The following is a 26,774-nucleotide window of genomic DNA, read 5'->3' on the forward strand; positions in this document are numbered from 1 at the left end:
ATCACTGCCGGCGGCGGAACATGTGCACGTAGCGTTCGTCCTCCATCCGCTCGCGCAGCTGCGGATAGTGCAGTTCGAACGCCGGGCGTTCCGAACGGATCCGCGGCAGGTCGAGGAAATTGTGCCGCGGCGGCGGGCAGCTCGTGGCCCATTCGAGCGAGTTGCCGAACCCCCAGGGATCGTCCACTTCGACCTTTTCGCCGTACCGGTAGCTGCGCACGACGTTCCACAGGAACACCACCGTGGAAGCCCCGAGCACGAACGACCCGATGGTGGAAATGGTGTTCAGCAGGGTGAATCCGTCCGTGGACAGATAGTCGGCGTACCGGCGCGGCATCCCCTCCGCACCCAGCCAGTGCTGCACGAGGAAGGTCGCGTGGAAGCCGAGGAAGGTCGTCCAGAAATGCCATTTCCCGAGCCGTTCGTGCAGCATCCGGCCGGTCATCTTGGGAAACCAGAAGTAGATCCCGGCGAACGTGGCGAACACGATCGTGCCGAACAGCACGTAGTGGAAGTGCGCGACCACGAAGTACGTGTCGTGCACGTGGAAATCCAGCGCGGGCGCGGCGAGGATCACCCCGGTCAGCCCGCCGAGCAGGAAGGTGACCATGAACCCGACCGACCACAGCATCGGGGTCTCGAAGCTCAGCGAGCCCCGCCACATCGTGCCGATCCAGTTGAAGAACTTCATCCCGGTCGGCACGGCGATGAGGAAGGTCAGGATCGAGAAGAACGGCAGCAGTACGGCGCCGGTGGCGAACATGTGGTGCGCCCACACGGTCGCCGACAGCCCGGTGATCCCGATCGTCGCGAGCACCATGACCCGGTACCCGTACAGCGGTTTGCGGCTGAACACCGGGACAATCTCGGTGACGATGCCGAAGTAGGGCAGCGCGACGATGTAGACCTCCGGATGGCCGAAGAACCAGAACAGGTGCTGCCACAGGATCGCCCCGCCGTTGGCCGGATCGAACACGTGCGCGCCGAGCCGCCGGTCGGCCAGCAGCCCGAACAGCGCGGCGGTCAGGATCGGGAACGCGAGCAGGATCAGGATCGCGGTGAACAGGATGTTCCAGGTGAACAACGGCATCCGGAACATGGTCATCCCCGGCGCCCGCAGGCACAGGATCGTGGTGGTCATGTTGACCGCGCCGAGGATCGTGCCCAGTCCGGACACGATCAGCCCGGTGATCCACAGATCGGCACCGATCCCGGGCGAATGCATCGCCTCCGAAAGCGGGGTGTAGGCGGTCCAGCCGAAGTCCGGCGCGCCGGCGGGGGTGAGGAACGCCGCCAGCACGATCAGTCCGCCGAACAGGTACAACCAGTAGGAAAACGCGTTCAACCGGGGAAACGCGACATCGGGCGCGCCGATCTGCATCGGCAGCACGAAGTTGGCGAACCCGAACAGGTTCGGGGTCGCGTACAGCAGCAGCATGATCGTGCCGTGCATGGTGAACAGCTGGTTGTACTGCTCCTGGGAAAGGAACTGCAACCCCGGCTGGGCCAGTTCTCCACGCATGAGCAGCGCCAACGCACCACCGGCGAGGAAGAACCCCATCGAGGTGGTCAGGTACAGCAGGCCGATCTGTTTCGGATCGGTGGTCCGCGCGAGCGAGAGCAGGACCCCGCCCTTCTTGCCGCGGGGACGCACCGACGCCACCGCGGCGGGCCGGGACTTCAGCTCGGTCATCGCCCGTCCTCCCACACCGCGAGAATCCGCCCGGCAACCACCGGCCTGCCCGGGCCCACGGATGCGCGGGTAGCCCGGCGGGCAGTGCGTCAAACCCCCGGAGCGGACGGTCCGTGACGGCCTCCACGACAGAATCGGGCTCCGTCGAGGAGGCCTCCACGGACCTCGCGGGGGTCAGCCCTTGGCGATCCGGTCCAGCACCGTCCCGGTGAGGTCGAGGTGCTCGTCCACGCTGCGCGTCAGATAGGTGAGGTCGACGAAGGTGTGGTCGGGTTCCAGCGCCGGGACGACTTTCGCCAGCGACTCGGTGATCTGCTCCGGTGTGGTGCCGGGCGCCGCGTTCACCCGCAGTGCCACGCTGAGCGCTCCCGGGTCGCGGCCGGCTCGTTCGGCGTCGGCGCGGAGGGTGGCGAGGGTTCCGGTGAGGGCCTCCACCGGCGCCTGCTCGGGAATCGCCCAGACCGGCAGCCAGCCCGCCGCGCGTTCGGCGACCCGGCGCAGCGCCCGCTCGCCGAACCCGGCCAGGTGCACCGGCGGCGTGCGGACCGGTTTGAGCCCGACCCGTGACTCCGGGATCTCGTAGCCGACCCCCTGGTGCGCCACGAGGTCCCGGCTCCACCAGGTCTCCAGCAGGTCGAGCAGGTCGTCGAGACGCTTGCCCCGCTGCGCCATCGGGACGCCGACCGCGGAGTACTCGTCCGGCGACCAGCCGATGCCCAGGCCGGGCAGCAGCCGGCCGTTGCTCGCCACATCGATGCCGGTCAACAGCCGGGCCAGGTTCGCGGGCTGGTACTGGGTGGCGTTGATCGTGCTCGACCCGAGAATCGCCGTCTCGGTGACCGCGGCCGCGGTCGCGAGGGCGACGAACGGGTCTTGCGCCGTCCCGAACTCCTCGGGCATGCCGTCGTAGCCGGGATAGGACACCACCGGGGCGACCGGCGACAACAACCGGTCGCCGACCCAGAGACCGGCGGCCCCGGCCCGCTCGGCTTCGCGCGCGTACCGCGCGATCCCGCCCGGCTCGGCCGCCGCCGTGCCGAACACCGGAAGACTGAATCCCATCCGCATAGCGAAACTCCCTGGACACCCGAGTGGACCGGACTGGCCCTGCCGCCACTACTACCCGCTTTTGATTGTCCGTTCAACCAACTCGCCGGTCCGAAGGTGATCAGTACCGCGGGGAACGGCCCGGTTCCTACGGTGAGTGCTCACCACGGCCCCGGCGGGCCACCGGGTGTCACGAAAATTTCATCCCTCGCCCCTAGTTTCGGAAAAAATGACCTTCCCCGGACGAACGGACGGTGAGAGAAAGCGTGGACCTCACACGAAGGTGGCTGCCGGTGGCAGCGGTGCTGCTCCTGCTCGGCAGCCTGTTCACCACCGCGGCGCCCGCCCAGGCGGCTCCCGCGCGGACAGCCGGCGCCTGCGGCCCGGTGATGTTCGTGCTCCCGGGCTACCAGGACGGCGGTGCGGCCAAGCTGCTGGACCCGGCGCTGGCTCCCGAGGGCGCGAACCCGGTCCGCATCCCCTATCCCAACGCGGCCGCCGACGTGAACCTGTACGCCGACGTCGACGCGGGCGTCGCCAACCTGCGGACCGCCCTGTACAACCTGTACGTCACCTCGCAGTGCGATCTGAGCACCAAGGTGTACATCGTCGGCTTCAGCCTGGGCGCGCTGGTGGCCGGGACCGTGCTGGAAACCGAACCGCCGGGACGCAACATCCAGGGCGTCCTGTTCTCCGACGGCCGGCGCCAGTCCGGTGAGTCGGGCTGGCCGGGCGATCCGGGCGGGCTGATCGGGCACCTCCCGGTGCCGGGACCCGGCGGATCCGGGCTCCGCCCACAGGACGGTTTCGCCTACCCCACACTCACTTTGTGCAACGGTCCCCGCGCCGAGGGCGGCGCGGACGGGATCTGTTTCCTGAGCACCATCACCGATCTCAGCGGCTATTTCAGTTCGCACCCGTTCTACAGCTTCGACGTCGGTACCGAACTCGCCGTCCACGGCGCCGGACCGTACCCCGGCAACCTGCGCAATCGGGTGATTCCCTAGGACTGTCTCCCCGGATTCGGACTACGGTGTGGGTGACCATGGCCGGCCTGAAAAACCGCGGCGTGTTCTTGCTCGTCCGCGACAGTCTCGACGACCTCCCGCGTTGGTACGACTGTGACGCCACCACGTTCGGTCACCGCCGGGGGCCCACACCTTCGGGAGAGGAGCACCATGACTGGTCCTGGTGGCGGCTACGGGCTGGAACCCGACGAAATCCCGAAGCTGAAGAAGCTGCTCGAAGGTGCCAGTGACGATCTCGGGATGAACGACTTCCGGCAGCGAGCGACACTGGAGGGGTTCCTGACGGTCGAAGAGGTCGCCGCGTACGGCAACGTCGAAGAGACCGTCGAGGAGAAGGTCCGGAAGCTGAGCGAATTCTGCAACGACAAGTACCCCGGAGTCGTCGACGCGATGGACACGTTCATCGCCCGCGCCCATGTCACCATCATCGGCACCGCCGAAGGGGTGGCCAAGGCCGGAGAGAAATACCAGGCCACCGAGGACGACGTCACGAAGTGGATGGAAGACCATGAACCGAAATAGCCGGCTCGGCCGCGGTCACCGGTAGGCCGGCAGAACGGGGAGGCTGACCATGGCGCTGAAAGATCTGATCGATGACTCGGTACTGGCCGATGCGCGCAAGATCGACGCATTCGCGCGGGACCACGGAAAGTCCTTGCCGTCGGTCGAGCACACCCTCCGCTTGGTCCGCGACGTCGACACGGACCGGCTGCGGACTGTCGGCAAGGACGTCTGGGGAATCGGCGGCGAAGACGGAGCCGACCTCGTCGGCACATCCGTCAACGCCTGCATCGGGGGCCTGTCCCAAGCCAGCGAGCAGACCGCGGCCTGGACCGGCGACGCGAACAACGCCTACGTGCACCGCGTGAATCAGACCAAGAAGGCGCTGGAAGACATGGAGCGCCCGGCACAGGACGTCGGCAAGGCGCTCGTCACGATCGCCGACGCGTGGGACCAGATCTTCGGCAGTAGTTTCGCCGACATCCTCGCGATCATCGGGTTGATCCTGTCGATCATCGGCGTGGTCGCCGCCATCATCGTGGGCGTCACCGGGGTCGGTGCGGTCGTCGGGCTGATCATCGGCGTCATCAGCATCATCGTCGGCGCCGTTTCGATCTGGTGGACCATCCACAGCAACGAACAAGCCAAGATCGAAGCTCTGGAGAGCGCCTCCCGCGAAGCCGGCGAGACGATGAACTCGGCCACCACCGCCAAGCCATGACCCAGCGACGGGCGCGAGAGCGAGGAGGACGGCCGTGACCGAACCGGAGAACGAACCGACGGAGACAGCCGAACAGATGAAGAGCCGGCTCGGCAAGATCAAGGAGAACCCGGAACTCGCTCTCTTCAGCGAGTTCAAGGGAACCTCCCGTGGCGGTGGAGTCACCGTGTCGGTCGACCTGCTGGGCCGGTTCAAGCGGATCCACCTGGCCCCGGGCGTGCTGTACGAGGGCGGCGAGCAGTGGCTCACCGACGAGATCGCGGTGGCGACCACAGCAGCGCAGAAGTCCGCGACTGCACTGGACTTCGACGTCGCCGAACTCGCCGCCGAACTGAACGACGCACCGGCGCTCAAAGCCAGGGTCGAGGACATCGCCGAGGAACGACAGGCCGGCCAGGCCCGCCGGCCACCGCAGAACGACGACGACTGGTTCGACGGATTCAATCCGCTGGGCTGAACCGATGAACGACGAACCGCTCGAGATCAACTCCGACAACCACCCGGGCACCGGACCGCACACCGGCACTTCTCGTCCTCGACCACGACTCGATCGGCGCCGGCTCTTCCGCGTGATCGCCGTCGTGTGGGCGGTCGCGATGCTCCTCGCCGCCGTGATCGGTGCCATGCTGAACTTCGCCGAGGCCGCCCGAGCCTGCTCCCGGGGTCTCGGGGCTGCCGGAGCGGGCTGGGCGGAGGTCACCTTCCGCTCGTCGATCTCGGTGACCTGCCACGCCCGCGGTGGAACCTTCGACATCCCGATGAACGGTGCCGCCGCCGTCGTACTCTTCGGCGGGCTGGGCCTGGTCGGTCTGGCCGTTGCCGGACTGGTACTCAGGATCGCCGGCGACTGACGCGGTACACGCATGCCCCGCCGGCGATTAGGATACCGAAGGCGGCCAGGTAAGATACTCTTCGCAACGAAACGTGTGCGGACGAGAGGGCCCGGTCGACGTGGAACACCTGCCAGAGCTGGTCGAGCCGGTCGGCGGGGCCACCCTCATGGAGCAGGCCTACCACCGGCTGAAGCGGGACATCATCGAGCTGCGGAGGCCGCCCGGCGACCGGTTCACCGAACAGCAGGTCGCCGAGGCCTGGGGGTTCAGCAAGACGCCGGTGCGTGAGGCGCTCGCCCGGCTGCACCGCGACGGGCTGGTGCAGCCGATCCGGCGGGCCGGGTACGTGGTGGCCCCGGTGACGCTCGCGGACGCCGCGGAACTCTGCGACATGCGCACTCTGCTGCAGGGGGAAGCCGCCGCGCGCTGCGCCGCCTCCGGGTTGCCCCCGGAGCGGCTGTTCCGGCTGCAGGCGCTGAGTTCGGACGACGGCTACGGGCAGCTGGCCGGACCGCACCTGAGCGAACGGCTGAAGCAGAACTTCGAGTTCGAAGCGATCATCGCCAACGGCGCCGGCCACGAACGGCTGGCCGCGGCCATCGCCGACATCTTCGACGAGATCGAGCGCATCGTCCGCATCACCGTCCAGCTGGCGCCGGCGCTGTCCGCGGACCGGACCCGGGCACGCCACGCGATCGTGACCGCCATCGAGTCGGGCGACGCGAAACGCGCCGGTACCGCGATGCGCACCCGTGCCGAGTCCGCGAAACGGGAGATCCTCGACGCACTGGCGCTGAGCCCCGGGGTGGCCTCGGCGCCCATCACCGTCACCGGCTCGTGAGCCGCCGTCGCGCGGCCGGTTCGGAGCCGGGTCCGCCGCCGACCCGTTCCGCCGCACGGCCGACGGTCACCAGGATCAGCACGGCCACCAGCATCACCGCCGCGATGAGCAGCAGAGCCGGCGTGTAGCTGCCGGTGCGTTCCTGCAGGAATCCGGTCAGGTAGGGCCCGACGAGCCCGCTGGTGTTGCTGACCGAATTGATCAGCGCGATGCCCGCCGCCGCGCCCGCCCCGCTGAGCGCGATCGCCGGAATGCGCCAGAACTGCGCGAACGCCGCGTAGATGCCGGCCACGCTCACGCACACCGCAACGATGAACAGTGTCCCGTTCCCGGCGAAAGTGGCCAGCACCAGACCCACGACACCGACGAGCATCGGGGCGGCCGTGGCGACCACGGCGCAACGGCGTGCACCCAGCCGGGCCCAGCCGATCATCGCGGCCAGTGCGGCGAAATAGGGAATGGCCGCGAGCAGAATGCCGGACACACTCCCGCTGGCGCTCCCGGAACGGTTCAGCGAATCGATCATCGTGGGCAGGAAGAAGGCCAGCGGATACAGGCCGAACACGACACCGAAGAACACGACCGCGAGCGCCCACACCCGGCCGCTGGTCAGTGCCTGGCGCATCCCGGTCAGGGCACCGCGCGCCGCGTGCTCCTCCCGTTCGGCCCGCAGGGTCTGCTCGAGGAAGGCCCGCTCCTCGGCGGAAAGCCATTTCGCCCGGCTCGGCCTGCTGGGCAGCAGCACGAGCACGACGACGCCGACCAGCACCGTGGCGACACCCTCGACGAGCAACAGCGAGCGCCAGCCGGCGATCCCGAACAGGCCCTTTCCCCATTCGAGCAGTGCCGCGGCGACCGGTGCCCCGATGATGTTCGAGATCGGGATCATCAGGAAGAACGTGGACATCGCCCAGGCACGTTGTTTCTTCGGATACCAGAAAGTCAGGTAGAGGATGATTCCCGCGGACAGTCCCGCTTCCGCGACACCGAGCACGATCCGGGCGAGGTAGAGCTGCCCGGGCGAATGGACCGCCGCGGTCACCGCCGTGACCGCGCCCCAGGAAATGATGATCCGGGAGATCCAGATCCGCGCCCCGAACCGTTCGAGCATCATGTTGCTCGGTACCTCCATCAGGATGTACCCGATGAAGAACAGGCTGCCGGCCAGCCCGAGGCCGGCAGCGGACAGACCGAGATCGGTGGACAGCGGTTCGGCGAGGTAGCCGAGGTTCGCCCGGTCCACGTAGCTGACCATGAACGCGAGACCGATCACCGGCATGATCCGGAAGCTGATCCTGCGCCACATGCGTGCCTCGGCCCGCGGGTCGAGCGTGGCGGATTCCGGGTGCGCACTCATGATTGCCGCCTTTCCGAATGGCGCTGGCGAAGCCGGGCGGTGGCAGCGGAATCGACCGCCCTCGTCCCGGGATCGATGACCACGCCGTAGTCCCCCGCCGCTGCTTCGATGCTCACCTTGCCCTCCAGGACGTCTTCGAGCACCGCACTCTCCGCGCGTTCGAACGGCTCTCCGTAGCCGCCTCCGCCGGCTGTGACGTGGCGCAGCGTGGCACCCTGCCCGACCGCGAGAAACGGTTTGGTGGCCAGGAGTCGTTCCCTGTCCGTGCCATGGTCGAGCAGGTTCCGCGAGGGTGCGCCCGCACGACCGCCGTGCAGTCCGTACGGCTGGGAAACGCTGCGGTCGGACCGGATCTGCATGGTGGCGCCGGTGCACAGCACCGTCAGGTCGCGCACGAGCGACAGCCCGCCGCGGTGCCTTCCCGCACCGCCGGAATCGGGCACGTACCCGTACCGGTCGATCCGGACGTGACCGGAGGACTCCACCTCCTCCACCGGGATGTTGGCCATGTTGGCACCGAGCGGGCTGATCCCGTCGTTGCCGTCACCGGAGCGGGTGGCTCCCCACGAACCCATGAAGAAGTCCCAGACGACCACCTGCCTGCCGTCGGGCTCGGTCACCCCCAGCGCCACCGAACCCGGCCCGCCGTCCCCCGCGGCGGGTACGTGCTCGGGGAGCGCGGGGGCGAGCGCGCCCAGGACGAGGTCGATGATCCGGTAGGCGACCAGGCCACGGGCACCCCGTGCGGCCGGGCGGCGGCCGTTGAGGATCGAGGCCTCCGGGATGACGAACCGGAAGGGCCGGTAGAAGCCGCTGTTGGCCGGGATGTCCGCGCCCATCGCGCCCTGCAGCGCGGTGTAGGCCGCGGACCGCGTGAACGACGAGGTCGCGTTCAGCGCGGAAGCCACCTGCGGGGACGAACCGGTGAAGTCGAAGGTGATGTCGCTGCCCTCGATGGTGATGCGGACCCGGAACGGGATCGGGCCGGAACCGAGACCGTCGTCGTCGATCTGGTCCTCGAAGGAGTAGACGCCGTCGGGGGCGTGCCCGAGCGCGTCCCGCACGAGCGCCTCGGAATAGTCGAGCAACTCGTCCACCAGGGCCCGGTACTCGGCGAGGCCGTAGCGAGCGGCCAGGTTCCGCAGGCCGGCCGCGCCCGCGTGACAGGCGGCGAGCTGCGATTCGAGATCGCCTCGCATCAGGTCCGGTTCACGCACGTTCCGGAGGACGAGCTGGAAGAACGTCTCGTTGAGCACGCCGGCGTGCCGGAGCCGCGACGGCGGGATCTGGATGCCCTCGGCGAAGATGCTGGTGGACTGCGAGGCCATCGAACCCGGCGACCAGCCCCCGACGTCACTGTGGTTCACGACCGTCACGACGTACCCGAGCAGGTCGTCCTCGAAGAACACCGGCGCGACGACGAAGAGGTCCGGCAGGTGCATCCCGCCGAGGCTGGGGTCGTTGAGCACGTAGAGATCGCCTTCGGTGATCTCGTCGCCGAAGGCGTCGAGCACCGCCCGCATGGCGTCCGGGATCGAGCCGAGGTGGACCGGGCAGGTGTTCGCCTGCGCGATGGTCCGGCCGTCGCGATCGCACAACGCCGCCGAGAAGTCCATGCTGGAGGCGACGATCTGGGAATGCGCGGTGCGCAGGATGGTGATGGCCAGCTCGTCGGCCAGTCCGTCCACCGCGTTCCGGAAGACCTCGAACGTCGCCGCGTCGCGCAGGATCGGGCCGCTCACTCGGGCACCTCGCTGTCGTTCCAGGTGATGACGATGTTGTGGTGGGTGTCGAGGCGGGCTCGCGCACCAGGCGGGACCAGAGTCGTCGAATCCATGTCCTCGACCACCAGCGGACCCGGCTTCGGCTCGGCGTCCAGCTGCGTGCGCCGGATGACCGGCGTCGTGACGTCCGTGGCGAAACGGCAGACCCGCGAGCTCGGTGACCGGCCCTCATCGGGCGGCAGCGCCAGTGCCCGGTCGATCCGCACGGGATTGGGCACGACTCCCCGCATCCGCAGGTTGGCCACCTCCACCAGCTCGTCCCCGCTCGCGCGGCCGTAGGTCCGGAGGTGCTCCTCGTGGAAACGCGCGAACGTCGCCACCAGCGATCGCTCGTCCACCGGTCCGTCGGGCAGCGGGATGCGCAGCTCGAACCGCTGGCCCCGGTAGCGGAGGTCCATGGATCGCTCGAAGGTGATCGCCTCCGTGCGCGCCGGCGCCAGCCCGGCGCGCACCTGCTCGCGCAGCACGTCGAACTGCCCGGCGAGCACCGCCAGGTCGCGCATTTCCGGCTGGTAGGGGGCGGCCGCCTGGTATTCGGTGTCGGCCACCAGCAGACCCAGGCTGCTGAAGAGTCCGGTGTGGACCGGCACGACGACCTTGCCGATCCCGAGTTCCCTGGCGAGTTCGGCGGCGTAGAGCGGACCGGCGCCGCCGAAGGCGACCATCACCGAGTCGCGCGGGTCGCGGCCGCGCTCGCTCGTGACCGCTTTCACCGCCGAGGTCATGTTCGACACCGCGATCTCGTAGGCGCCGCGGGCCGCGCCGAGCACGTCCTTGCCGATCTCGCCGGCCACCGGTTCAAGCGCTTTCCGGGCCAGCGCCGGGGAAATCGCGACGCGGCCCCCGGCGATCGCCTCGGCGTTCAGGTAGCCGAGCACGACGTTCGCATCGGTGAGCGTCGGACTGTCGCCGCCCTGCCCGTAGCACGCGGGCCCGGGCCGCGACCCCGCGCTCTGCGGGCCGACGTGCACCGCGCCGGCGGTGTCGACGGTGATGACGCTCCCGCCGCCGGCGCCGACCTCGGCGATGTCGATGGAGGGGACGCGGATCGTGTACCCGGCGCCCTTTCCCATGGCACGCGTGCGGTTCATGCCTCCGCCGACCTCGTAATCGCCGGCCACGAACGGCCTGCCGTGCTCGATCAGCGACGCCTTCGCGGTCGTCCCGCCCATGTCGAAGGCCACGACGTTGTCGAGGCCCAGCAGCCGCGCGAGCTTCTGCACCGCGATCACCCCCGCGGCCGGGCCGGATTCGATGATCTGCACGGGCTTCCCGGCGACCGACCGGGCGTCGAGCAGGCCGCCGGAGGACTGCATGATGGAGAACGGCGCGGAGATCCCCCGTCGCCGCAGGCCTGCACCGAGGTCGGTCACATAGCTGTGCACGACGGGTCCGACATAGGAGTTGACCACCGCGGTGCTGGTGCGCTCGAACTCCCCCATCTCCGGGGAGATGTCCACTGACGCGGAGACGTACACCCCCGGCAGCAGGGCACGCAGGGCGTCCGCCACCGCGCGTTCCTCGTCGGGTACCAGAGGGGAATTGACCAGGCAGACCGCGACCGCTTCGATTCCGTCCCCGGACAGCTGCCGGGCCAGCCGCCGCAGCTCGCCCTCGTCGACCGGGATGGGCACCGAGCCGTCCGCGGAGATCCGCTGCGCCAGCTCGTGCCGGTCCCGCCGTCGCGCCAGCGGCTCGGGTTTGCGCCAGGACAGGTCGTAGAGCGCCGGACGGCGGAGGCGTCCGATCTCGAGGACGTCCCGGAACCCGGCGGTGGTGACCACCGCGGTTTTCGCGCCACGGCGCTCGAGGATGGCGTTCGTCGCCACGGTGGTGGCGTGCAGGACCCCGGTGACGTCGGTGGGCTCGGCCTCGGCCAGCCGCAGGGCGTCCACCGCGCCGTCGAGCACGCCGGTCCCGAAATCCGGCGGAGTGGACAGGGTTTTCACCGGCACGATCCGGGCGTCCGGGCCCAGCGCGATGACGTCGGTGAAGGTGCCCCCGATGTCGGCGGCCACCAGCCAGCCGGAAGAGCTGCGTGAAGGGTGCTCCATGCGTTTCCTTTTCTCGTCGGGGCCGGTCTCGTCGGGGCCGGCGGCTCGAAGTCAGGCCCGTGGGAGCAGCTTCAGCCGGCCGGCCACCTCTCGCAGGGATTCCGCCGACCCTCCATAGAGGACTCGGGCGAACGATCCACTCCCCCGGAAGTGGTTCCCGGTCAGCGCCGGGACACCGACCGCGAGCAGCGCGTCCTGGAGTTCGTCGCCCGACAAGCCCGTCCGGGAGAAGTCGGCGAAGCAGAAGACCCCCGCCGAGGGTGACCATGCGGTGAAACCCGCCGCTGCGATGCTTTCCAGCAGCAGGGCGCGACGCTCGCGGAAGGTGCGGAAAGCCGGCTCCAGCCAGTCACGCGGACCGGTGAGCGCGGCGTGGGCGGCGATCTGCGAGAGGTCACCGACGTTGATCGCGTCCCATTCGAACGCGTGGTGGATCGCTTCGAGCAGGTCCGCCGGCGCGTGCAGGTAGCCGACCCGCCAGCTCGTCAGTGCCAGATTCTTGCTGAAGCTGGTGACGGTGACCAGGCGGTCGTGCACGTGCCGGAAGCACTGCTGCGGCCGGTAACCGGGTCCGTCGTGGACGTAGTCCTCGTAGGACTCGTCCGCGAACACCAGTAGATCGTGTTTCTTCGCCAGCTCGAGCAGTGCGACGAGGTCCGCTTCGCCGGCCACGTTCCCGGTCGGATTGTTCGGGTTGCAGATGATGATCGCCTTCGTCGCGCCGGTGACCGCCGCGGCCAGCCGGTCGAGCGGGAGAGCCCACCCGTCTTCCGCGCCGGAGGCCACGTACCGGGGCACGGCGCCGGCCATCCGCACCCCGGCGTCGAAGAAGTAGGTCGGGGCCGGGATGAGCACCTCGTCGCCCGGGGAAAGCAGCGCACGGAGGGCAACGCTCATCCCGTGCTGCGCCCCGTGCGTGATCAGCAGCTCGGTACTGGCGTCAACCGCGAGCCCGTACCGCGTCGCGAGCTGGTCAGCGATCGCCGACCGCAACGCCTCCGAGCCACGGCTCTGTCTCGGGAAGACGGCTCCCGCGGCACGCACCACGGCGTCGACCACGTGCGGTGGCATCGGCAGCGTGGGCACGCCTTGCAGGGGAATGAGGTCGGCCCCCGAGTCCCGGCGCGCAGCGGCTCGCTCCGGCAGTTCGAGCGCAGGCAGACGGTCGTACACGGAGCACTCCCCTTCGGAGTCGAGCCGTAAGATACTAACTTCGGCTGTCCGTATACTTATAGAAGTCACAAAGTATGCCTGTCAAGCACGTGCTTCCGGGTGCATCCGACGAGTTCCGGGCGGCCGGGGCAGGATGACTCCATGAGCGAGCCCTCCTTCACCCTCGTGCAGTTGCGGTACTTCGAGGCGGCGGCCCGGCACCTCAGCATGACCGCGGCCGCGAAGGAGCTGGTCGTTTCGCAGTCGGCCGTCTCGACCGCGATCGCGCAGCTGGAGAAGGAAATGGGCGTGCAGTTCCTGTTGCGCCACCACGCCCGCGGCCTCAGCCTGACGACCGCCGGGGAAGCGTTCTACAAGCGAGTGCTGGATTTTCTCGCGCACAGCGTCGAACTGGTCGAGACGGCGCGCCGATCCGGCACCGAACTGGTCGGCACGCTGACGGTGGGCTGCTTCTCCACCCTCGCCCCGTTCCGGCTGCCCAGCCTGCTGGCCGAGTTCGAAACCCGGCACCCGCGCGTGCACGTGTCGGTGCGCGAGGACGAGCACCACGCGCTCACCTCGGCGTTGCGCGGCGGGGAGACCGAGCTCGCCCTGCTGTACGGCTACGACCTCGACGACGACATCGATCGGGACGTGGTCGGCACCGCACCGCCGTACGCGCTGGTCTCCGAAGACCACCGGCTCGCGCGGCGGAAAAGCCGCAAGACGTCACTGCGGGACCTGGCCGACGAGCCGATGGTGCTGCTCGACCTGCCGCACAGCCGCGAGTACCTGCAGTCGATCCTCAGCGACGCCGGGGTGGAACCCCGCGTCCGCCACCGCACCACCGGCTACGAGACAGTACGTGCGCTCGTGGCGCACGGCCACGGTTTCGCGCTGCTCAACCAGCGCCCGTCCACCGACACCACGTACTCGGGCGTGCGGGCCGTACCGCTCACGCTCACCGACGACGTCCCGCCGCTCGACATCGTCATCGCCTCGATGCGCGGCGCCCGCCTCACCCGGCGGGCACACGAGTTCCGTGAACTGTGCCGGGCCCGCTACGCGGACTGAACGCCACCGTGGCGCAGGTAGCCGCGTTGGGTCGCGATGTGGTCGGCGACGAACTTGGCGTCGTGCCACACGCCCCAGATGAAGCTCGAACCGCGGCGCGCGAGCCACGGCAGGCCCAGGAAATACACCCCGGGCTCGGCCGACACCCCGCGCCGGTGCACCGGCCTGCCGCGCTCGTCCAGCGCACCGGAGGGCAACCAGCCGTAGTCCACGGCGAAACCGGTCGCCCACACGATCGAGGTGACCCCGGCGGCGGCGAGATCGAGTTCGCGGATCGGATCGGTGACACACGCCGGATCCGGGCCCAGCACGCGGGCGCCGGGCTCCTCCGGGAGATCCAGCCCGTTACGCGTGACGTAGGCGTCGGCTTCGTCGAGCAACGCGAGGTAGCTCGCGTCGCCGCGGGCGAGGTGGTCCGCGAGGTCGGGTGCGAACCGGAGAACCCCGCCCTCACCCGAGGCGGTCATCCCGACCAGCTCGATACCGAGCCCGGCCAGGGCGCGGAAGTCCACAGTGTGGCCGCCGCGAGCACCGCTGACGGCGATGGTGACGTGCTCCGCCCCGGCCGGCGGGGTCTCCGCGTCCCACTTGCCGAGGACGCCGAGCCACCAGCAGAAATCCCGGTCGCGGTAGCTGCGCGGCGGCCGTTCGTGCGGGCCGACCGAGAGGTACACCCGCCGCCCGGACCGGCGCAGTTCCTCGGCGATCTGCACCCCCGACGATCCGGCGCCGACCACCAGTACCGCACCCTCGGGCAGCTGCGCGGGGTTCCGGTAGGCGCTGGAGTGGATCTGCTCGGGGCCCGCGCCCGCGGGCACGATCGGCGGGATCACCGGCCGCTGGAACGGCCCGGTCGCGGCGACGACGTACCGGCTGTCGATCGGCCCGTCGGTGGTCTCCACGCGAAATCCGGGCCGTCCCTCGTGGCGGCGGACCGCGGTCACCTCCACGCCGGTGCGCACCGGCGCGGCGATCTTCTCCGCGTAGGCCTCGAAGTAGTCGGCCACCTGCTCCTTGGAGGGGAAGGCACCGGGCGCGAGGCCGGGGAACTCCATGCCGGGGAACCGGTCGTGCCAGGCCGGCCCGTTCGCGACCAGCGAGTCCCACCGTCCGGTGCGCCAGCGCTGCGCGATCCGGTCGCGTTCCAGCACGACGTGCGGCACGCCGCAGTCACTCAGGTGCTCGCTCATCGCCAGCCCGGCCTGGCCCCCGCCGACGACGACGGCGTCCACCTCGTGGCTTGACATCCCGGACCTCCACTCTCGGCGCATCTGCTCTGCGGATCCTCACCGCGCGGCATTGCCTGTGTCCAACAGATGTTTCCGGCACCGAGGATCTGATTTTCCGATGCAAGCTTGCATCGGTTCGATCGATTCATTGCAGCGAAAACATCTACTGGACAGAATCTCGGTGCCGAGGTCAGGCTGGGGCACGTCCGACCGCCGCCCGAGGGAGGCCCCGCAGTGACCGTGCACCGTCGCATCCGCCCGTTCAACACGCGCGACACCTATCCCGAGCAGAACCTCGACAACGACCTGTGCCAGGCCGTCGTCGCGGGCGGCACGGTCTACGTCCGCGGGCAGATCGGCCAGGATCTCGACACCAGCGAATCGGTCGGCATCGGCGACGCCCGAGCGCAGGCGGAACAGGCGATGGCCAACATCGCGATGCTGCTGGAGGAAGCCGGCAGCCGGATGGAGCACCTGGTCAAGCTCACCATCTACCTCGTCGATCCGCGCTACCGCGAGGCGGTCTACCGCGTCGTCGGGCGCTGGACCAAGGGCGTGTACCCGATTTCGACAGGCGTGGTGGTGTCCGCGCTCGCCCGTCCGGAGTGGCTGTGCGAGATCGACGCGATCGCCGTGCTCCCGGAGGAGGAGAAGTGACCTTTTCGATCGTCGCCCGCGACGGCTCCGGGCCCGCGATCCGGTTCGGTGTCGCAGCCTGCTCGTCCAGCCCGGCGATCGCCGCCAGGGTCGCGCACCTGCGCCCGGGCGTCGGAGCGGCGGCCTCGCAGAACGTCACCGATCCGCGGCTCGGCGGTCGCTGCCTCGACCGGCTCGCCGGGCACGGGGACTCCGAGCGGGCGCTCGCCGAGGTCACCGCCGCCGCGGACCATGTCGGCTACCGGCAGCTCACCCTGCTCGGCCGCACCGGACCCGGCGTCGCCTACAGCGGGTCACAGACCTTGGGCACGCACGGGTCTGCGTCCGCCGACGGGGTCGTCACCGCGGGCAATATGCTGGCCACCGAGGAGATCCCGAGGGCCATGGTGGACGCCTTCACCGCCGCGACCGGAGAGCTGGAACAGCGGCTCGTCACCGCGTTGCGGGCCGCGCTCGCCGCCGGCGGCGAGGAGGGGCCGGTGCACTCCGCGGGCGTCGCGGTGGTGTCCGATGTGGACTGGTGGATCACCGACCTGCGGGTGGACTGGGCCGAGGACCCCGTCGATCGGCTCGCCGAGGTGCTCGATGTGTGGCTGCCGCAGCGCGACGACTACGTCACCCGTGGCCTCGACCCCACCGCCGCGCCGTCCTACGGCGTACCGGGAGACCGGTGATGACAGCGTTGAAGAACGCGGCCCGCGCGGCGATCGACCGGCACGCCGACGAGTTGATCCGGCTGTCCGAACGCCTGCACGCCGACCCTGAGACAGCGTGGGAAGAACACCGTGCGGCAGCTTCGGTACCCGAGCTGCTCGACCGCGCCGGCTTCGCCGTCACCTCGGCTCACCTCGGGCTCGACACCGCTTTCCACGCGAGTTTCGGCAGTGGTCCCACGAAGATCGCGCTGTGCGCCGAGTACGACGCGCTGCCCGGCCTCGGCCATGCGTGCGGACACAACCTCATCGCGGCCGGTTCCGTCGGCGCGGCACTCGGGCTGGCCGCGGTCGCCGACGACGCCGGAATCACCGTCGAGGTCTACGGCACCCCCGCGGAAGAGGGCGGCGGCGGGAAGATCGAGCTGCTCGACCGCGGCGCGTTCGCCGGGGTGGACCTGGCGATGATGGCGCATCCGGCACCGGTGGACGTGGCCGAGGCCCGGCCGTTCGCCGTCAGCCACTCACGGATCTCCTACACCGGTAAGTCCGCGCACGCCGCCGCCTACCCCGAAGCCGGGATCAACGCCGCCGACGCGTTCACCGTCGCCCAGGTCGCCATCGGGCTGCTGCGCCAGCAGCTGCCCGCCTCCGCCCGGGTGCACGGCATCGTGACGAACGCCGGAGACGCGCCGAACGCCATTCCCGAACACGCCGAGGGCCGCTGGTACGTCCGCGCCGAAACGCTCACCGAGCTGGCCGAGGTGGAACCACGCGTGCTGCGGGCGTTCGAAGCCGGGGCACTGGCCACCGGCTGCGAGCTGACGGTGGAGCCGGAAAGCAAGCCCTACGCGGAGTTCCGCGCGGACGAAGCGGCGCTGGCGGCCTACCGTGACAACGCGCTGCGGCTGGGTCGCGAGTTCGCGGATGACGCCGCGGCGTCCCGGATGAACCGCGCGTCCACCGACATGGGCAACGTTTCCCAAGTGGTGCCCGCCATCCACCCCTACATCGGCATCGGATCCCTGCCGGCGATCAATCACCAGCGCGAGTTCGCCGCGCACTGCGTCGGCGGCACCGCGCAACGCGCCCTGCTCGACAGCGCGATCGCCTTGGCGTGGACCGGTGTGGACCGCGCCGGCGTACCGCGGGAGCCGGCCCGAGGAGGACAGTCATGACCGCCGCTGAACCCGTTCCCGCCGGAAAGCACGGGGAGCCGGCCGCCGATCCCGCGACGCTGCGCCGGAGCGTGGCCGCGGGCGCCGTCGGAGTCTTCGTGCACTGGTTCGACTGGGCCGCCTACGCCTACCTCGCCGGCACCATCGCCTCGGTCTTCTTCCCCGAGGGCGACGACACCGCAGGCCTGCTCGCCGTGTTCGGGGTGTTCGCGGTGTCGTTCGGGATCCGCCCGCTCGGCGCGCTGGTGTTCGGCCCGCTGGGCGACCGGATCGGGCGCAAGCGCACGCTGTCGGTCGTCATTTTCGTGATGTCCGGCGCGACGCTGGTCATCGGCCTGCTGCCGGGCTACTCGCAGATCGGCATCGCCGCCCCGCTGCTGCTGGTCTTCCTGCGGCTGCTGCAGGGTTTCGCGGCGGGCGGCGAATTCGGCAGCGCGGCGAGCTTCCTCGCCGAGTACGCGCCACGCCGGCGCCGCGGGTTCGGCGTCAGCTGGCTCGAAGTCGGGTCCCTGCTGGGTTTCCTCGCCGGATCGTTCGTGTTCCTGCTGCTGTCGGTCGGCCTCACCGGCGAGCAGCTGAGCTCATGGGGCTGGCGCATCCCGTTCCTGATCGCCGCCCCGCTGGGCATCATCGGGTTCGTCATCCGCAGCAAGATCGAGGACACCCCCGAGTACCGCACCCTCGAAGCGACCGGCAACGTGGCCCGCAGCCCGGTGCGGGAACTGTTCCGCGCCAACCGCAAGCAGCTGCTGCAGGCGGCCGGGCTGATGACCATGATGCACGTGCCGTTCTACGCCGTGCTCACCTACCTGGTCACCTACGAGACCGACTACCTCGGGCACTCCGCCGGCAGCGCGGCGGCCCTGTCCACGGTCATCTCCCTGGTCGGTCTCGTGCTCGTCCCGTCGTTCGGCAGGCTGTCGGACCGGGTCGGCAGACGGCCGGTGCTGATCGGAGCCGGGATCGCGCTGTTCGTCCTCGCCACGCCCGCGTACCTGCTGATGCGCACCGGTCTCGTCGGGACGTGGATCGGCGGGCTGGTGCTCGGTGCGGTGCTCGCGGCGATCCTGGGCACGTACGCGGTGTGGTCTGCGGAGATCTTCCCGACCCGGACCCGCCAGGGCGGGCTGTCCATCGCCTACAACCTCACCGCCGCGCTGTTCGCCGGCACCGTGCCCTACCTGATGACGGTGCTCATCTCGGCCACCGGCAGCTCACTGGTGCCCGGGCCGTACCTGATGGTCGCCGCCGTGATCGGGCTGATCGCCGCGTTCTCGCTGCACGAGACGGCGGGAACCCCGTTGCTGCGGGCCGAAGATCTCCCCGATTCCCGGGTCGCGTCCCCAGCGGCGCCGGACCCCCGCTGAGCGGCGTCACACGCCGAGCAAGCCGCCGCACAGCGTGCTCAGCGCGGCCGGAAGGTCCGGGTTGCGGCGCAGGTGCGGGATCCGGACCGCGCTGTTGATGACGTCGATCGCCGCGTGCACCCGGATCCGGGCCTCCGGCGGCGCGAGGTCCGGGTGGACCTGGCGGAGCAGGTGGACCCATTCGCCGAGGTAGTCGTGCTGGTCCTGGCGGCCGCGCCGCTGCTGTTCGGCGGGCAGATGGCCGATCTCGGTGATCAGCAACCCCACGAGGTCGTGGTGGGCGCGGCCGAAGTCCACATAGGACCGGATCAGCGCGGTCAGCGCACCGGCGGGCTCGGTGGCCGCGGAGTAGGCCGCGGCCACCGAGGTGAACAGTGCGGCGGCACCACGCTGGAAGGCGGTGGCGAGCAGTTCCACCTTGCTGCCGTAGTGGTTGTAGACACTGGGACCGGTGATGTCGGCCGCGGCCCCGATGTCCTCGATGCCGACCTCGGTGTAGCCGTGCGCGGCGAACATCCGCACCGCCTGGGCCAGCAGGGCTTCCCGCCGGGAGGCCGGGAGCAGGCCTGGCGGCACGGCCGGCGACGGCGGCGTGCGGTAACCGGCCGGCACCGGCGTGTCCAGCACCTTCGCCAGCAACCCGGCCAGCAGCTCGTCGTGCGCCGGGCGGGCCAGCTCGACGTGGTGGAACGCAACGCTGGTGAGCACCGCCAGCAGAGACCAGGCGAGCAGTTCGGCGCCGTCGTGGCCGAGTTCCGGGCGCACCGCGCGCACCCGCTCGGTGAACTGCGCCCCGACGTGCCGGATCTCGCCCCGCACCCGTTCCCCGTCACCGGGCGCCAGATGCCGTGCCTCCCGTTGCCACAACACCCCGAGATGGCGTTCGTCGAGCCCGAGCGCGGCCAGCCGGGACAGCGCGGTGGCGCGCTCGGTCAGATCCAGGTCCCCGGCCAGCCGGTGGATCGGCTGCAGGCCGGTCGTGACGACCTCGGCGAGCAGCTGCTGCTTGCCCGGGAAGTGGCGGTACAACGCCGAGGGCCCGATCCCGACCGCGGCGGCGAGATCGCTCATCCCGGTCTGGTCGTACCCGTTGCGGGCGAACAGCTCGGCGGCCGCGGCGACGATCAGCGCGCGCCGGTTGCGCGGCCGGGTACGCCGCGGACGGTCGGGTATCGCCTGCTGCGGTTCGGCTTTCACGTCCTGGCCTTCATCGGTGTCCGACGACTGTACCCGAGGCGCGCGGCTGCGCTGCCCGGAAGTCCGGACGGCGGTAGGCCGCAAGGAGTTCCTGCAGCAACGGCAGTGCGGTGCGAGCCTGCGGACGGTCGAGAGTGAGCGCGGTGACCGGACTGTCGTGCTCGACGCGCGGCTGTGCCACGGTGTCCCGCTCCACCACATTCACCTTCACGGCTATCGATCATTCACTTGTCAGACGTTAGCGCTTGACAGGGCGATGTCGACACGAGACGGTGACCCTTGACACACTTGTCCTGGTTCACAACTGGTGAGGACGGAGCGACCGGATGTACCTGACGCAAGGCGTGCACCGTTCGGTGCAGCAGACTCCGGAAGGCTGTTCGACGGTCTTCGGCACGCGCACCCGGACCTTCGCCGAGACCGCCGACCGCGTCGCCCGGTTCGCCGCGGCCCTGCACGGGCTCGGGGTACGCAGCGGGGACCGGGTGGCGATCCTCGCCCTGAATTCCGACCGTTACGCCGAATTCCTGCTGGCCGTCCCGTGGGCGGACGCGGTGTTCGTGCCGGTCAACGTCCGCTGGGCGATGCCGGAGATCAGCGACTCCCTCCTCGACTGCGATGCCCGTGTGCTGCTGGTCGACGACGCGTTCGCGCCGATGGTGCCCGCGCTGCGCGAACGGCAGCCCGGGCTCACGGTGATCCACTGCGGGGACGGCGCGCTGCCGGCGAGCATGCTCGGCTACGAGGAGCTGATCGAACAGGCCGAGCCGGTCGAGGACGCCCGCCGCGGCGGAGACACGCTCGCCGGCGTCTTCTACACCGGCGGCACCACCGGCGTGGCCAAGGGGGTCATGCTCAGCCACGCCAACCTGCTGACGTCCGCACTCGGTACGGCCGCCACCGGCCGGTTCTGCGAACCGGGTGGCCGGATGCTGCACACGGCACCCATGTTCCACCTCGCCGACGGGGCCGCCTGGGCCGCGCAGACCGCGCTCGGCGGCACCCACGTGATCGTGCCGTCCTTCGAACCGGCCGCGGTGCTCACCGCGTTCAGCGAGCACCGGATCACCAGCGTCCTGCTCGTCCCGACGATGATCGGCATGCTCGTCGAGCACCCGGACGCCGGCACGTACGACCTGTCCAGCGTCCGCCACCTCCTCTACGGGGCGTCGCCGATTTCCGAGCCGGTGCTGGAAAAGGCCATGAAGCTGTTCCCGCGCGCGGGGTTCCTGCAGGCATACGGCATGACCGAACTCTCCCCCGTGGCCACTGTCCTGCTTCCGGAGGACCACCACGAGCCGGGGCTGCGCCGGTCCGCCGGGCGGGCCGCACCGCACGCCGAGATCCGGGTCGTCGGCGCCGACGGCGACGAGGTGCCCCGCGGCACCGTCGGGGAGGTCGTCAGCCGCGGCGGGCACGTGATGCTCGGCTACTGGAACCAGCCCGAGGCCACCGCCGACGCCGTGCGGGACGGCTGGATGCACACCGGCGACGGCGGCTACCTCGACGACGCCGGCTACCTCCACATCGTCGACCGGATCAAGGACATGATCGTCACCGGCGGCGAGAACGTGTACTCCGTGGAGGTGGAGAAGGCACTCGCCCGGCACCCCGCGGTGGAGACCTGCGCGGTGATCGGCGTCCCCGACGAGAACCTCGGCGAACGCGTGCACGCCGTCGTCGTCCTCCGCGATGGCGAGACCACCACCGCGGATGCGTTGCGGGAATTCTGCAAGAACCACATCGCCGGGTACAAAGCACCGCGCAGCGCCGAATTCGTGACCACGCTCCCGCTGTCCGGCGCCGGCAAGATCCTCAAACGCGAGCTCCGGAAACCGCATTGGCGCGAGGGGGCGCGCTCGGTGCACTGACCGCCGGCGTCAGCGCCGTCCGGACGCGAACTCCTCGAAGGTGATCCGCCCGGCCGCCCGCTCCCTGGCGAGGTGCCTGCCCGCGCGAAAGTCCCGGATCGCCTTGCCCGCCAGCGGAACCGGCCACACCGGACGGCGGCGCCCGATCGCGCGCAGATAGCTGCGGGCCAGGTCCGCCGCGTCCCGCACCTGCGGCCCGCCGAGATCGGGCACCCGTCCCGCGGCGGGCGCGGCGACGAGACCGGCCAGCCGTTCGGCGACCTCGGTGCCGTCGATCGGCTGGAAGCACACCCTGGACGGCATCACCGTCACCGGAAGCCGTCGCTGGGCGTCGCAGACCGTGGCGATCAGTTCGTGGAACTGAGTCGTCCGCAGGATCGTCCACGGCAGCCCTGAATCCTCGACGAGCCGTTCACAGGCCAGCTTCGCCCGGTAGTAACCGAACGCGATGCTGTCGATCCCGACGATCGACGGGTACACCAGATGCGGCTTCCCGGCCCCGACGGCCCCGAGCAGCGTCCGCGTCGCCGCGATGTCGCCGCGCCCGAGCGAAGTGGCCAGGTGGACGAGCACGTCAGCGCCTTCGATCGCCTCCGCCACGCCGCGCCCGGTACGCAGGTCACCGCGAACCCACTCCCACGCCGCGGGCGCACGCTGCGCGCGGGTCAGCACCCGCACGCGATACCCCGCCTCGGCCAGCAGGGGCACGAGTGCCCGCCCGAGCCGCCCGGTACCGCCGGTGACCAGAATCGTTGTCGTCATTGCTCACTCCGTCATGACTGAGGTTTCACCCTTACGCCAGTGAGAACACGACAGCACCGCGGAATGTGACAGCGGGCGCGTTCTGCGTCCTCCCGGAGAAGGTCCCGCACCAGCGGCTCGCCCAGCCGGATCACCTACCGGCGGCGCCCCAGTGTGGCGACGACCTCGTCGACGAGCGCTTGTCCTGCTCGTTCCTCCGCCGGCAGCACCAGGCAGCGTGGGAAGAACCGGCCGAGGTCCACGCCCAGGCTGAGGGCTCGGACCTCGGTCCCGGCGGCCTCCGCTTCGTGGGCCGCGTGCACCAGGTCGGCCTCCAGGAAATCGGGCCGGTTCAGCCGGGCGGTGGCGCTGTCGGCCGGGGCACCGTCGGTCACCACCACCAGAATGGTGCGGCGCGCGTCCAAGGTGCGGGCCCGGGTCGCTGCCCACCGCAAGGCTTCGCCTCCGAGGCCCTCGCGGAACAGGTCTGCTTTGAACAGTCCGGCGAGACCGTGGCGGGCCCCGCGCCACGAGGTGTCCGCGTCCTTGAAGACCAGGTGCAGGCGGTCGTTGAGACGACCCGGTTCGGCCGGCCGGCCGGCTCGGTGCCAGTCCCGCAGGGCGCGGCCGCCGTTCCACGCGGCAGTGGTGAAACCCAGGACCTCGGTGGGGACCTCCAGCGCGTCCAGCGCCCGGGTCAGTGCGTCGACGACCACCGCGGTGAGCGGCACATGCTGTTTCATCGAGCCGGAGCAGTCGAGCAGCACGGTGACCGACGCGGCGGCCCGCGGTGCGATCGCCTCGTCCTGGAAGATGCGGTGCTCACCGGGAGAGGCGACCAGAGTGGACAGCCGTCGGCCGTCGATACGGCCCTGCTCGAGCCCGTGCTCCCAACCGTCGATGGACGGCCCGGTCAGCGACGCGGCGAGTGCGCGGCGCGTTCTGCCGTGGTGCAGCCGTGCCTGCGCGACAAGCTCGTCGAGCCGGGCACGGAATTCCTTCAGCTGCGCGGGACGGACGAGTTCGGCAGCGGTGCGCTGGCGGTCGTGCGCCGTGGTGAAGATCCGGTACCCGCCCTCGCCCGCGGAAACGCCGGGAACAGTGACCGACGGGTTCCCGGCAGCGTCCGGGCCGGATCCGTGCAGGAGGTCGGCGAGGGCACGCTGCCCGGCCGACCGTGCCCGGCGCGGCGGGCCCGAGGCGGAACCGAGCAGATCGGCGACGGCGAGGGAGAATTCGGCGGCCATGGGGGCGAACCGGTCCTGCGCACCACGCAGCCGCGCGAACCGGCCGGCGCGGGGGCCGAACTCGGGTGCCAGTACCGCCCGCATCGGCTCGATCGTCTCCTCGATTCCGATGGGCACGGCGCGACCGGTCAGATGCGACCAGGACATCGCCGCCACCGCGAGCAGCAGCAGACCCGACTCGGTGTGCGTCAACCCGTTCGCCGCGGCCTTCTCCAGCCAATGCCCGGTGCGGTGCGCCAGATTCGCCGTCATGCCCGGAAGCGACCGCGGTGGCGAGGATTCGACCCGGAACTGCTCCAGCTGGTCATAGACCAGGCAGCCGACCGCACCCACCGGCCGGTACCGCTGGTGTACCGCCACATCGGTGGCCCGCAGGTGCAGGGCGAGTGCGTCGGCGGCACCCCGCCGGCACGCGGCGTCCTCGTCGGTGGTGGCGTGCAGATGCGGTGCCAGCATCCGCATCCGCGCCGACCCACGGTAGGGCAGCCCGGCCCGGAAGCACACCGAAGAGTCCCGGCCGAGCGCGCGGACGGTGCTCGCGCGCAGCACGTCGGACCGGCGTGCGGCCCGGGCCGCCGCGCGGTCCTCGAGCGTGCTCAAGCGCTGGCCCGCAGCTCGCGGTGTTCCGGATCACGGCCGAAGCACCGCTGGAAGTACTCGCCGACGACCTCCCGTTCGAATTCCGAGCACTTGTTGATGAAACTCACCCGCAGCGCCAGCGCCGGATCACCGAGATATCCGGTGTTCTCCGCCCAGGTCACCACGGTGCGGGTGGACATCAGCGTGGCGAGGTCGCCGGATTCCTGGCCCCGCCGGGTGAGCCGGGCCAGCTCGACCATCGCCTCCGCGGTCCGCCGGTCGAGCCCGGGCACCTGAGCGGTGACGATGCCCACCTCGGCCGCCGCCGGGACGTAGTCGAGCCGGGCCACCACACTCCAGCGGTCGAGTTGCGCGTGGTTCAGCCGCCGTACGCCCTGGTAGAGGCCGTCCTGGTCGCCGAGCCCGGAAGTGTTGGCAGTCGCGAAGATCCGGAACGCCGGATGCGCGCGCAGCACCTCGTTGCGTTCGAGCAACGGAAACCGGCCCTCCTTCTCGAGCAGCCGCTGGAGCGCGAACAGCACATCCGGCCGGGCCGCGTCGTACTCGTCGAGCACCAGCGCGACCGGGCGGCGGACCGCCCACGGCAGGATTCCCTCACGGAACTCGGTGACCTGCTTGCCTTCCCGCACCGTCACCACGTCGCGCCCGACGAGCTCCAGCCGCCCGACCTGGCCGTCGAGGTTCACCCGCAGACAGCCCCAGTTGAGCCGGGCGGCGACCTGCTCGATGTGCGTGGACTTGCCCGATCCGTGCCGGCCGTGCAGCAGGACGCGCCGGTTGTGCGCAAACCCGAGCAGCAGGGCGAGGGTGGTCTCCGGGTCGAAGTGGTAACTCTCGTCCCGCTCCGGGACGTACTCGTCGGGATCGGCGAACGCGGGCACCGTGAGCGGCAGGTCGAGCCCGAACAGCCGCTGGGCGTCGGCGGTGGTGTCCGGTGTCCGGATGCTCACTCGTGCTCCTGCTCGTGGTTGTCCTCGGGGTCGTCCTCGGCCGGATCGCCGGCGGTCTCGTGCCGGCTGATCGCCTCCGCGGCGCGGCGCAGCTCCGGCAGCGTGGTGGTGACGTCGTCCAGCGGCAGGCGCATCACCGGCGCCTGGACCGCGACACCGAGCACCGGCCGCGTCCCGTCCGCACGCGGCACCGGCACCGCCACGCACACCAAGCCCGGCAGGTACTCCTCGTCGTCGAGGGCATAGCCCTGCTCACGGATCCGCTCGAGCTCGGCCTCCAGCGCGGCCGGTTCGGTGATGGTCTTGGGCGTGTACTGCTTGAGCGGCGTGCACCCCAGCAGCCGCTGCCGCTGCTGGGCGGGCAGCTGGGCGAGGAACAGCTTTCCGCTCGCCGAGCAGTGCACCGGCACGCGGGAACCGGGGCGCAGGTAGAACTGCAGCGGTTCCGGGGTCTCCACGCGGTCGAGGTAAACCACTTCCCCCCGGGAAAGCGCGGTGATGTTGCAGCTCTCCCCCAGTTCCTGCACCAGGTGCCGGAGGATCACGTGCCGTCCGGCGTTGTGGGAATCGCTGCGCAGCAGGTTCTCCGCGAGCCGGTGCAGCCGCGCGCCGGTCGTGTAGCTGCGCCCGTCGGCCTCGCGCAGCAGCAGCCCCGCCGACTCCAGCTGCTGCAGCATCCGGTGCAGCGTCGGTTTCGGCAGGCCGGTTTCGGTCACCAACGCGGGCAGCGACACCTGCTGGTCGCCGGCCACGATCAGTTCGAGCAGCGCGAACAGGCGCAGGGCCGGAGTGTCGCCGGACAGCGGCCCGCCGGGCTCCTGGATCAGTTCCACCAGTTCCCCTTCCGTCTCGGAAAACAGTACACCCCGTCTCATTCTTGATGGCAACCCGTTGACGCGCACCAAGCTTGCCACCTACAGTCCGAACCAATCCAAGTTTCCGGGACGTATCGTTCCGTTTTTTCAACTCGGTAGGCACTCAATGGACACTCAATGGGCA

Annotated in this window: 25 protein-coding genes; 12 read left to right on the plus strand and 13 right to left on the minus strand. The window is 70.2% G+C overall.

All coding sequences use genetic code 11. The annotated features are described in order from the left end of the window. Position 1: 1 nt before the first annotated feature. Positions 2–1,693, minus strand: a complete 1,692-nt coding sequence (gene ctaD, locus BJY18_RS07530) for an aa3-type cytochrome oxidase subunit I (RefSeq protein ID WP_184778866.1) — start codon at positions 1,691–1,693, stop codon at positions 2–4. 174 nt (positions 1,694–1,867) lie between these two features. Then, complete coding sequence (locus BJY18_RS07535) at positions 1,868–2,755, minus strand: TIGR03619 family F420-dependent LLM class oxidoreductase (protein WP_246458798.1); 888 nt, start codon at positions 2,753–2,755, stop codon at positions 1,868–1,870. 278 nt (positions 2,756–3,033) lie between these two features. Here BJY18_RS07535 and BJY18_RS07540 point away from each other — a divergent pair, with 278 nt between their 5' ends. The 6 genes from BJY18_RS07540 to BJY18_RS07565 all read left to right on the plus strand — a co-directional run bounded on the left by BJY18_RS07540 (position 3,034) and on the right by BJY18_RS07565 (position 6,664). Continuing rightward, the gene (locus tag BJY18_RS07540) at positions 3,034–3,747 is read left to right on the plus strand and encodes a hypothetical protein (protein ID WP_312873773.1); all 714 of its coding nucleotides are present in this window, start codon (positions 3,034–3,036) and stop codon (positions 3,745–3,747) included. Positions 3,748–3,918: 171 nt separating this feature from the next. Further along, a complete protein-coding gene (locus tag BJY18_RS07545; protein WP_184778869.1) occupies positions 3,919–4,290 on the plus strand; it encodes a hypothetical protein in 372 nt (123 codons plus the stop codon). 49 nt (positions 4,291–4,339) lie between these two features. Then, positions 4,340–4,990, plus strand: a complete 651-nt coding sequence (locus tag BJY18_RS07550) for a hypothetical protein (RefSeq protein WP_184778871.1) — start codon at positions 4,340–4,342, stop codon at positions 4,988–4,990. 34 nt (positions 4,991–5,024) lie between these two features. After that, positions 5,025–5,447 (plus strand): YbaB/EbfC family nucleoid-associated protein, encoded by a 423-nt coding sequence (locus BJY18_RS07555; RefSeq protein WP_312873774.1) that lies wholly within the window; start codon positions 5,025–5,027, stop codon positions 5,445–5,447. Between the two features lie 4 nt (positions 5,448–5,451). After that, on the plus strand, positions 5,452–5,841 hold the full coding sequence (locus BJY18_RS07560; RefSeq protein ID WP_184778873.1) for a hypothetical protein: 390 nt from the start codon (positions 5,452–5,454) through the stop codon (positions 5,839–5,841). A 100-nt stretch (positions 5,842–5,941) separates the two neighbouring features. Then, positions 5,942–6,664 (plus strand): GntR family transcriptional regulator, encoded by a 723-nt coding sequence (locus tag BJY18_RS07565; RefSeq protein WP_312873775.1) that lies wholly within the window; start codon positions 5,942–5,944, stop codon positions 6,662–6,664. Here BJY18_RS07565 and BJY18_RS07570 read toward each other — a convergent pair. Genes BJY18_RS07570 through BJY18_RS07585 form a run of 4 tightly spaced genes read right to left on the minus strand, consistent with a single transcriptional unit; the run spans position 6,651 to position 13,032 of the window. Continuing rightward, complete coding sequence (locus BJY18_RS07570; RefSeq protein ID WP_184778875.1) at positions 6,651–8,021, minus strand: MFS transporter; 1,371 nt, start codon at positions 8,019–8,021, stop codon at positions 6,651–6,653. The two genes, BJY18_RS07565 and BJY18_RS07570, sit on opposite strands and share 14 nt — an antisense overlap. Continuing rightward, entirely contained in the window at positions 8,018–9,763 is a 1,746-nt protein-coding gene (locus tag BJY18_RS07575) for a hydantoinase B/oxoprolinase family protein (RefSeq protein ID WP_312873776.1), read from the minus strand. The genes BJY18_RS07570 and BJY18_RS07575 overlap by 4 nt, the downstream gene beginning before the upstream one ends. Further along, positions 9,760–11,859 carry a hydantoinase/oxoprolinase family protein gene (locus BJY18_RS07580; protein WP_184778877.1) on the minus strand — a complete coding sequence of 700 codons (2,100 nt, stop codon included), beginning with the start codon at positions 11,857–11,859 and terminating at the stop codon, positions 9,760–9,762. The genes BJY18_RS07575 and BJY18_RS07580 overlap by 4 nt, the downstream gene beginning before the upstream one ends. A gap of 51 nt (positions 11,860–11,910) precedes the next feature. Further along, positions 11,911–13,032 (minus strand): pyridoxal phosphate-dependent aminotransferase, encoded by a 1,122-nt coding sequence (locus BJY18_RS07585; RefSeq protein WP_184778879.1) that lies wholly within the window; start codon positions 13,030–13,032, stop codon positions 11,911–11,913. Between the two features lie 141 nt (positions 13,033–13,173). On the opposite strand from BJY18_RS07585, the gene BJY18_RS07590 reads away from it, so the two are divergent. Next, entirely contained in the window at positions 13,174–14,085 is a 912-nt protein-coding gene (locus tag BJY18_RS07590) for a LysR substrate-binding domain-containing protein (RefSeq protein WP_184778881.1), read from the plus strand. Here the strand turns inward: BJY18_RS07590 and BJY18_RS07595 are convergent. Beyond that, entirely contained in the window at positions 14,073–15,332 is a 1,260-nt protein-coding gene (locus BJY18_RS07595) for a flavin-containing monooxygenase (RefSeq protein WP_184778883.1), read from the minus strand. The two genes, BJY18_RS07590 and BJY18_RS07595, sit on opposite strands and share 13 nt — an antisense overlap. A gap of 216 nt (positions 15,333–15,548) precedes the next feature. Here BJY18_RS07595 and BJY18_RS07600 point away from each other — a divergent pair, with 216 nt between their 5' ends. The 4 genes from BJY18_RS07600 to BJY18_RS07615 are packed head-to-tail and all read left to right on the plus strand — an operon-like array spanning position 15,549 to position 19,169. Next, positions 15,549–15,971: a RidA family protein gene (locus BJY18_RS07600; protein ID WP_184778885.1), complete on the plus strand. Its 423-nt coding sequence runs from the start codon at positions 15,549–15,551 to the stop codon at positions 15,969–15,971. Continuing rightward, a complete protein-coding gene (locus BJY18_RS07605) occupies positions 15,968–16,645 on the plus strand; it encodes a DUF1028 domain-containing protein (protein WP_184778887.1) in 678 nt (225 codons plus the stop codon). Before BJY18_RS07600 ends, BJY18_RS07605 begins: the two co-directional genes overlap by 4 nt. Then, on the plus strand, positions 16,645–17,802 hold the full coding sequence (locus tag BJY18_RS07610) for a M20 family metallopeptidase (RefSeq protein ID WP_184778889.1): 1,158 nt from the start codon (positions 16,645–16,647) through the stop codon (positions 17,800–17,802). Before BJY18_RS07605 ends, BJY18_RS07610 begins: the two co-directional genes overlap by 1 nt. Further along, on the plus strand, positions 17,799–19,169 hold the full coding sequence (locus tag BJY18_RS07615) for an MFS transporter (protein WP_184778891.1): 1,371 nt from the start codon (positions 17,799–17,801) through the stop codon (positions 19,167–19,169). The genes BJY18_RS07610 and BJY18_RS07615 overlap by 4 nt, the downstream gene beginning before the upstream one ends. Positions 19,170–19,175: 6 nt before the next feature. On the opposite strand, the gene BJY18_RS07620 is transcribed toward BJY18_RS07615, so the two are convergent. Next, positions 19,176–20,366: a TetR/AcrR family transcriptional regulator gene (locus BJY18_RS07620; RefSeq protein ID WP_184778892.1), complete on the minus strand. Its 1,191-nt coding sequence runs from the start codon at positions 20,364–20,366 to the stop codon at positions 19,176–19,178. Between the two features lie 10 nt (positions 20,367–20,376). Continuing rightward, positions 20,377–20,562 (minus strand): hypothetical protein, encoded by a 186-nt coding sequence (locus tag BJY18_RS37710; protein ID WP_184778894.1) that lies wholly within the window; start codon positions 20,560–20,562, stop codon positions 20,377–20,379. A gap of 130 nt (positions 20,563–20,692) precedes the next feature. On the opposite strand from BJY18_RS37710, the gene BJY18_RS07630 reads away from it, so the two are divergent. Continuing rightward, positions 20,693–22,237, plus strand: a complete 1,545-nt coding sequence (locus tag BJY18_RS07630) for a long-chain-fatty-acid--CoA ligase (protein WP_184778896.1) — start codon at positions 20,693–20,695, stop codon at positions 22,235–22,237. 9 nt (positions 22,238–22,246) lie between these two features. On the opposite strand, the gene BJY18_RS07635 is transcribed toward BJY18_RS07630, so the two are convergent. The 4 genes from BJY18_RS07635 to BJY18_RS07650 form a co-directional block, all read right to left on the minus strand. After that, on the minus strand, positions 22,247–22,999 hold the full coding sequence (locus BJY18_RS07635; protein ID WP_184778898.1) for an SDR family oxidoreductase: 753 nt from the start codon (positions 22,997–22,999) through the stop codon (positions 22,247–22,249). Between the two features lie 134 nt (positions 23,000–23,133). After that, the gene (locus BJY18_RS07640) at positions 23,134–24,825 is read right to left on the minus strand and encodes a cobaltochelatase CobT-related protein (RefSeq protein ID WP_184778899.1); all 1,692 of its coding nucleotides are present in this window, start codon (positions 24,823–24,825) and stop codon (positions 23,134–23,136) included. Beyond that, a complete protein-coding gene (locus BJY18_RS07645; RefSeq protein ID WP_184778901.1) occupies positions 24,822–25,775 on the minus strand; it encodes an AAA family ATPase in 954 nt (317 codons plus the stop codon). The genes BJY18_RS07640 and BJY18_RS07645 overlap by 4 nt, the downstream gene beginning before the upstream one ends. Further along, positions 25,772–26,608, minus strand: a complete 837-nt coding sequence (locus tag BJY18_RS07650) for an IclR family transcriptional regulator (RefSeq protein WP_312873777.1) — start codon at positions 26,606–26,608, stop codon at positions 25,772–25,774. Before BJY18_RS07650 ends, BJY18_RS07645 begins: the two co-directional genes overlap by 4 nt. Positions 26,609–26,774: the final 166 nt, after the last annotated feature.

This window comes from Amycolatopsis jiangsuensis (assembly GCF_014204865.1).
GTDB classification, from domain to species: Bacteria; Actinomycetota; Actinomycetes; order Mycobacteriales; family Pseudonocardiaceae; genus Amycolatopsis; species Amycolatopsis jiangsuensis.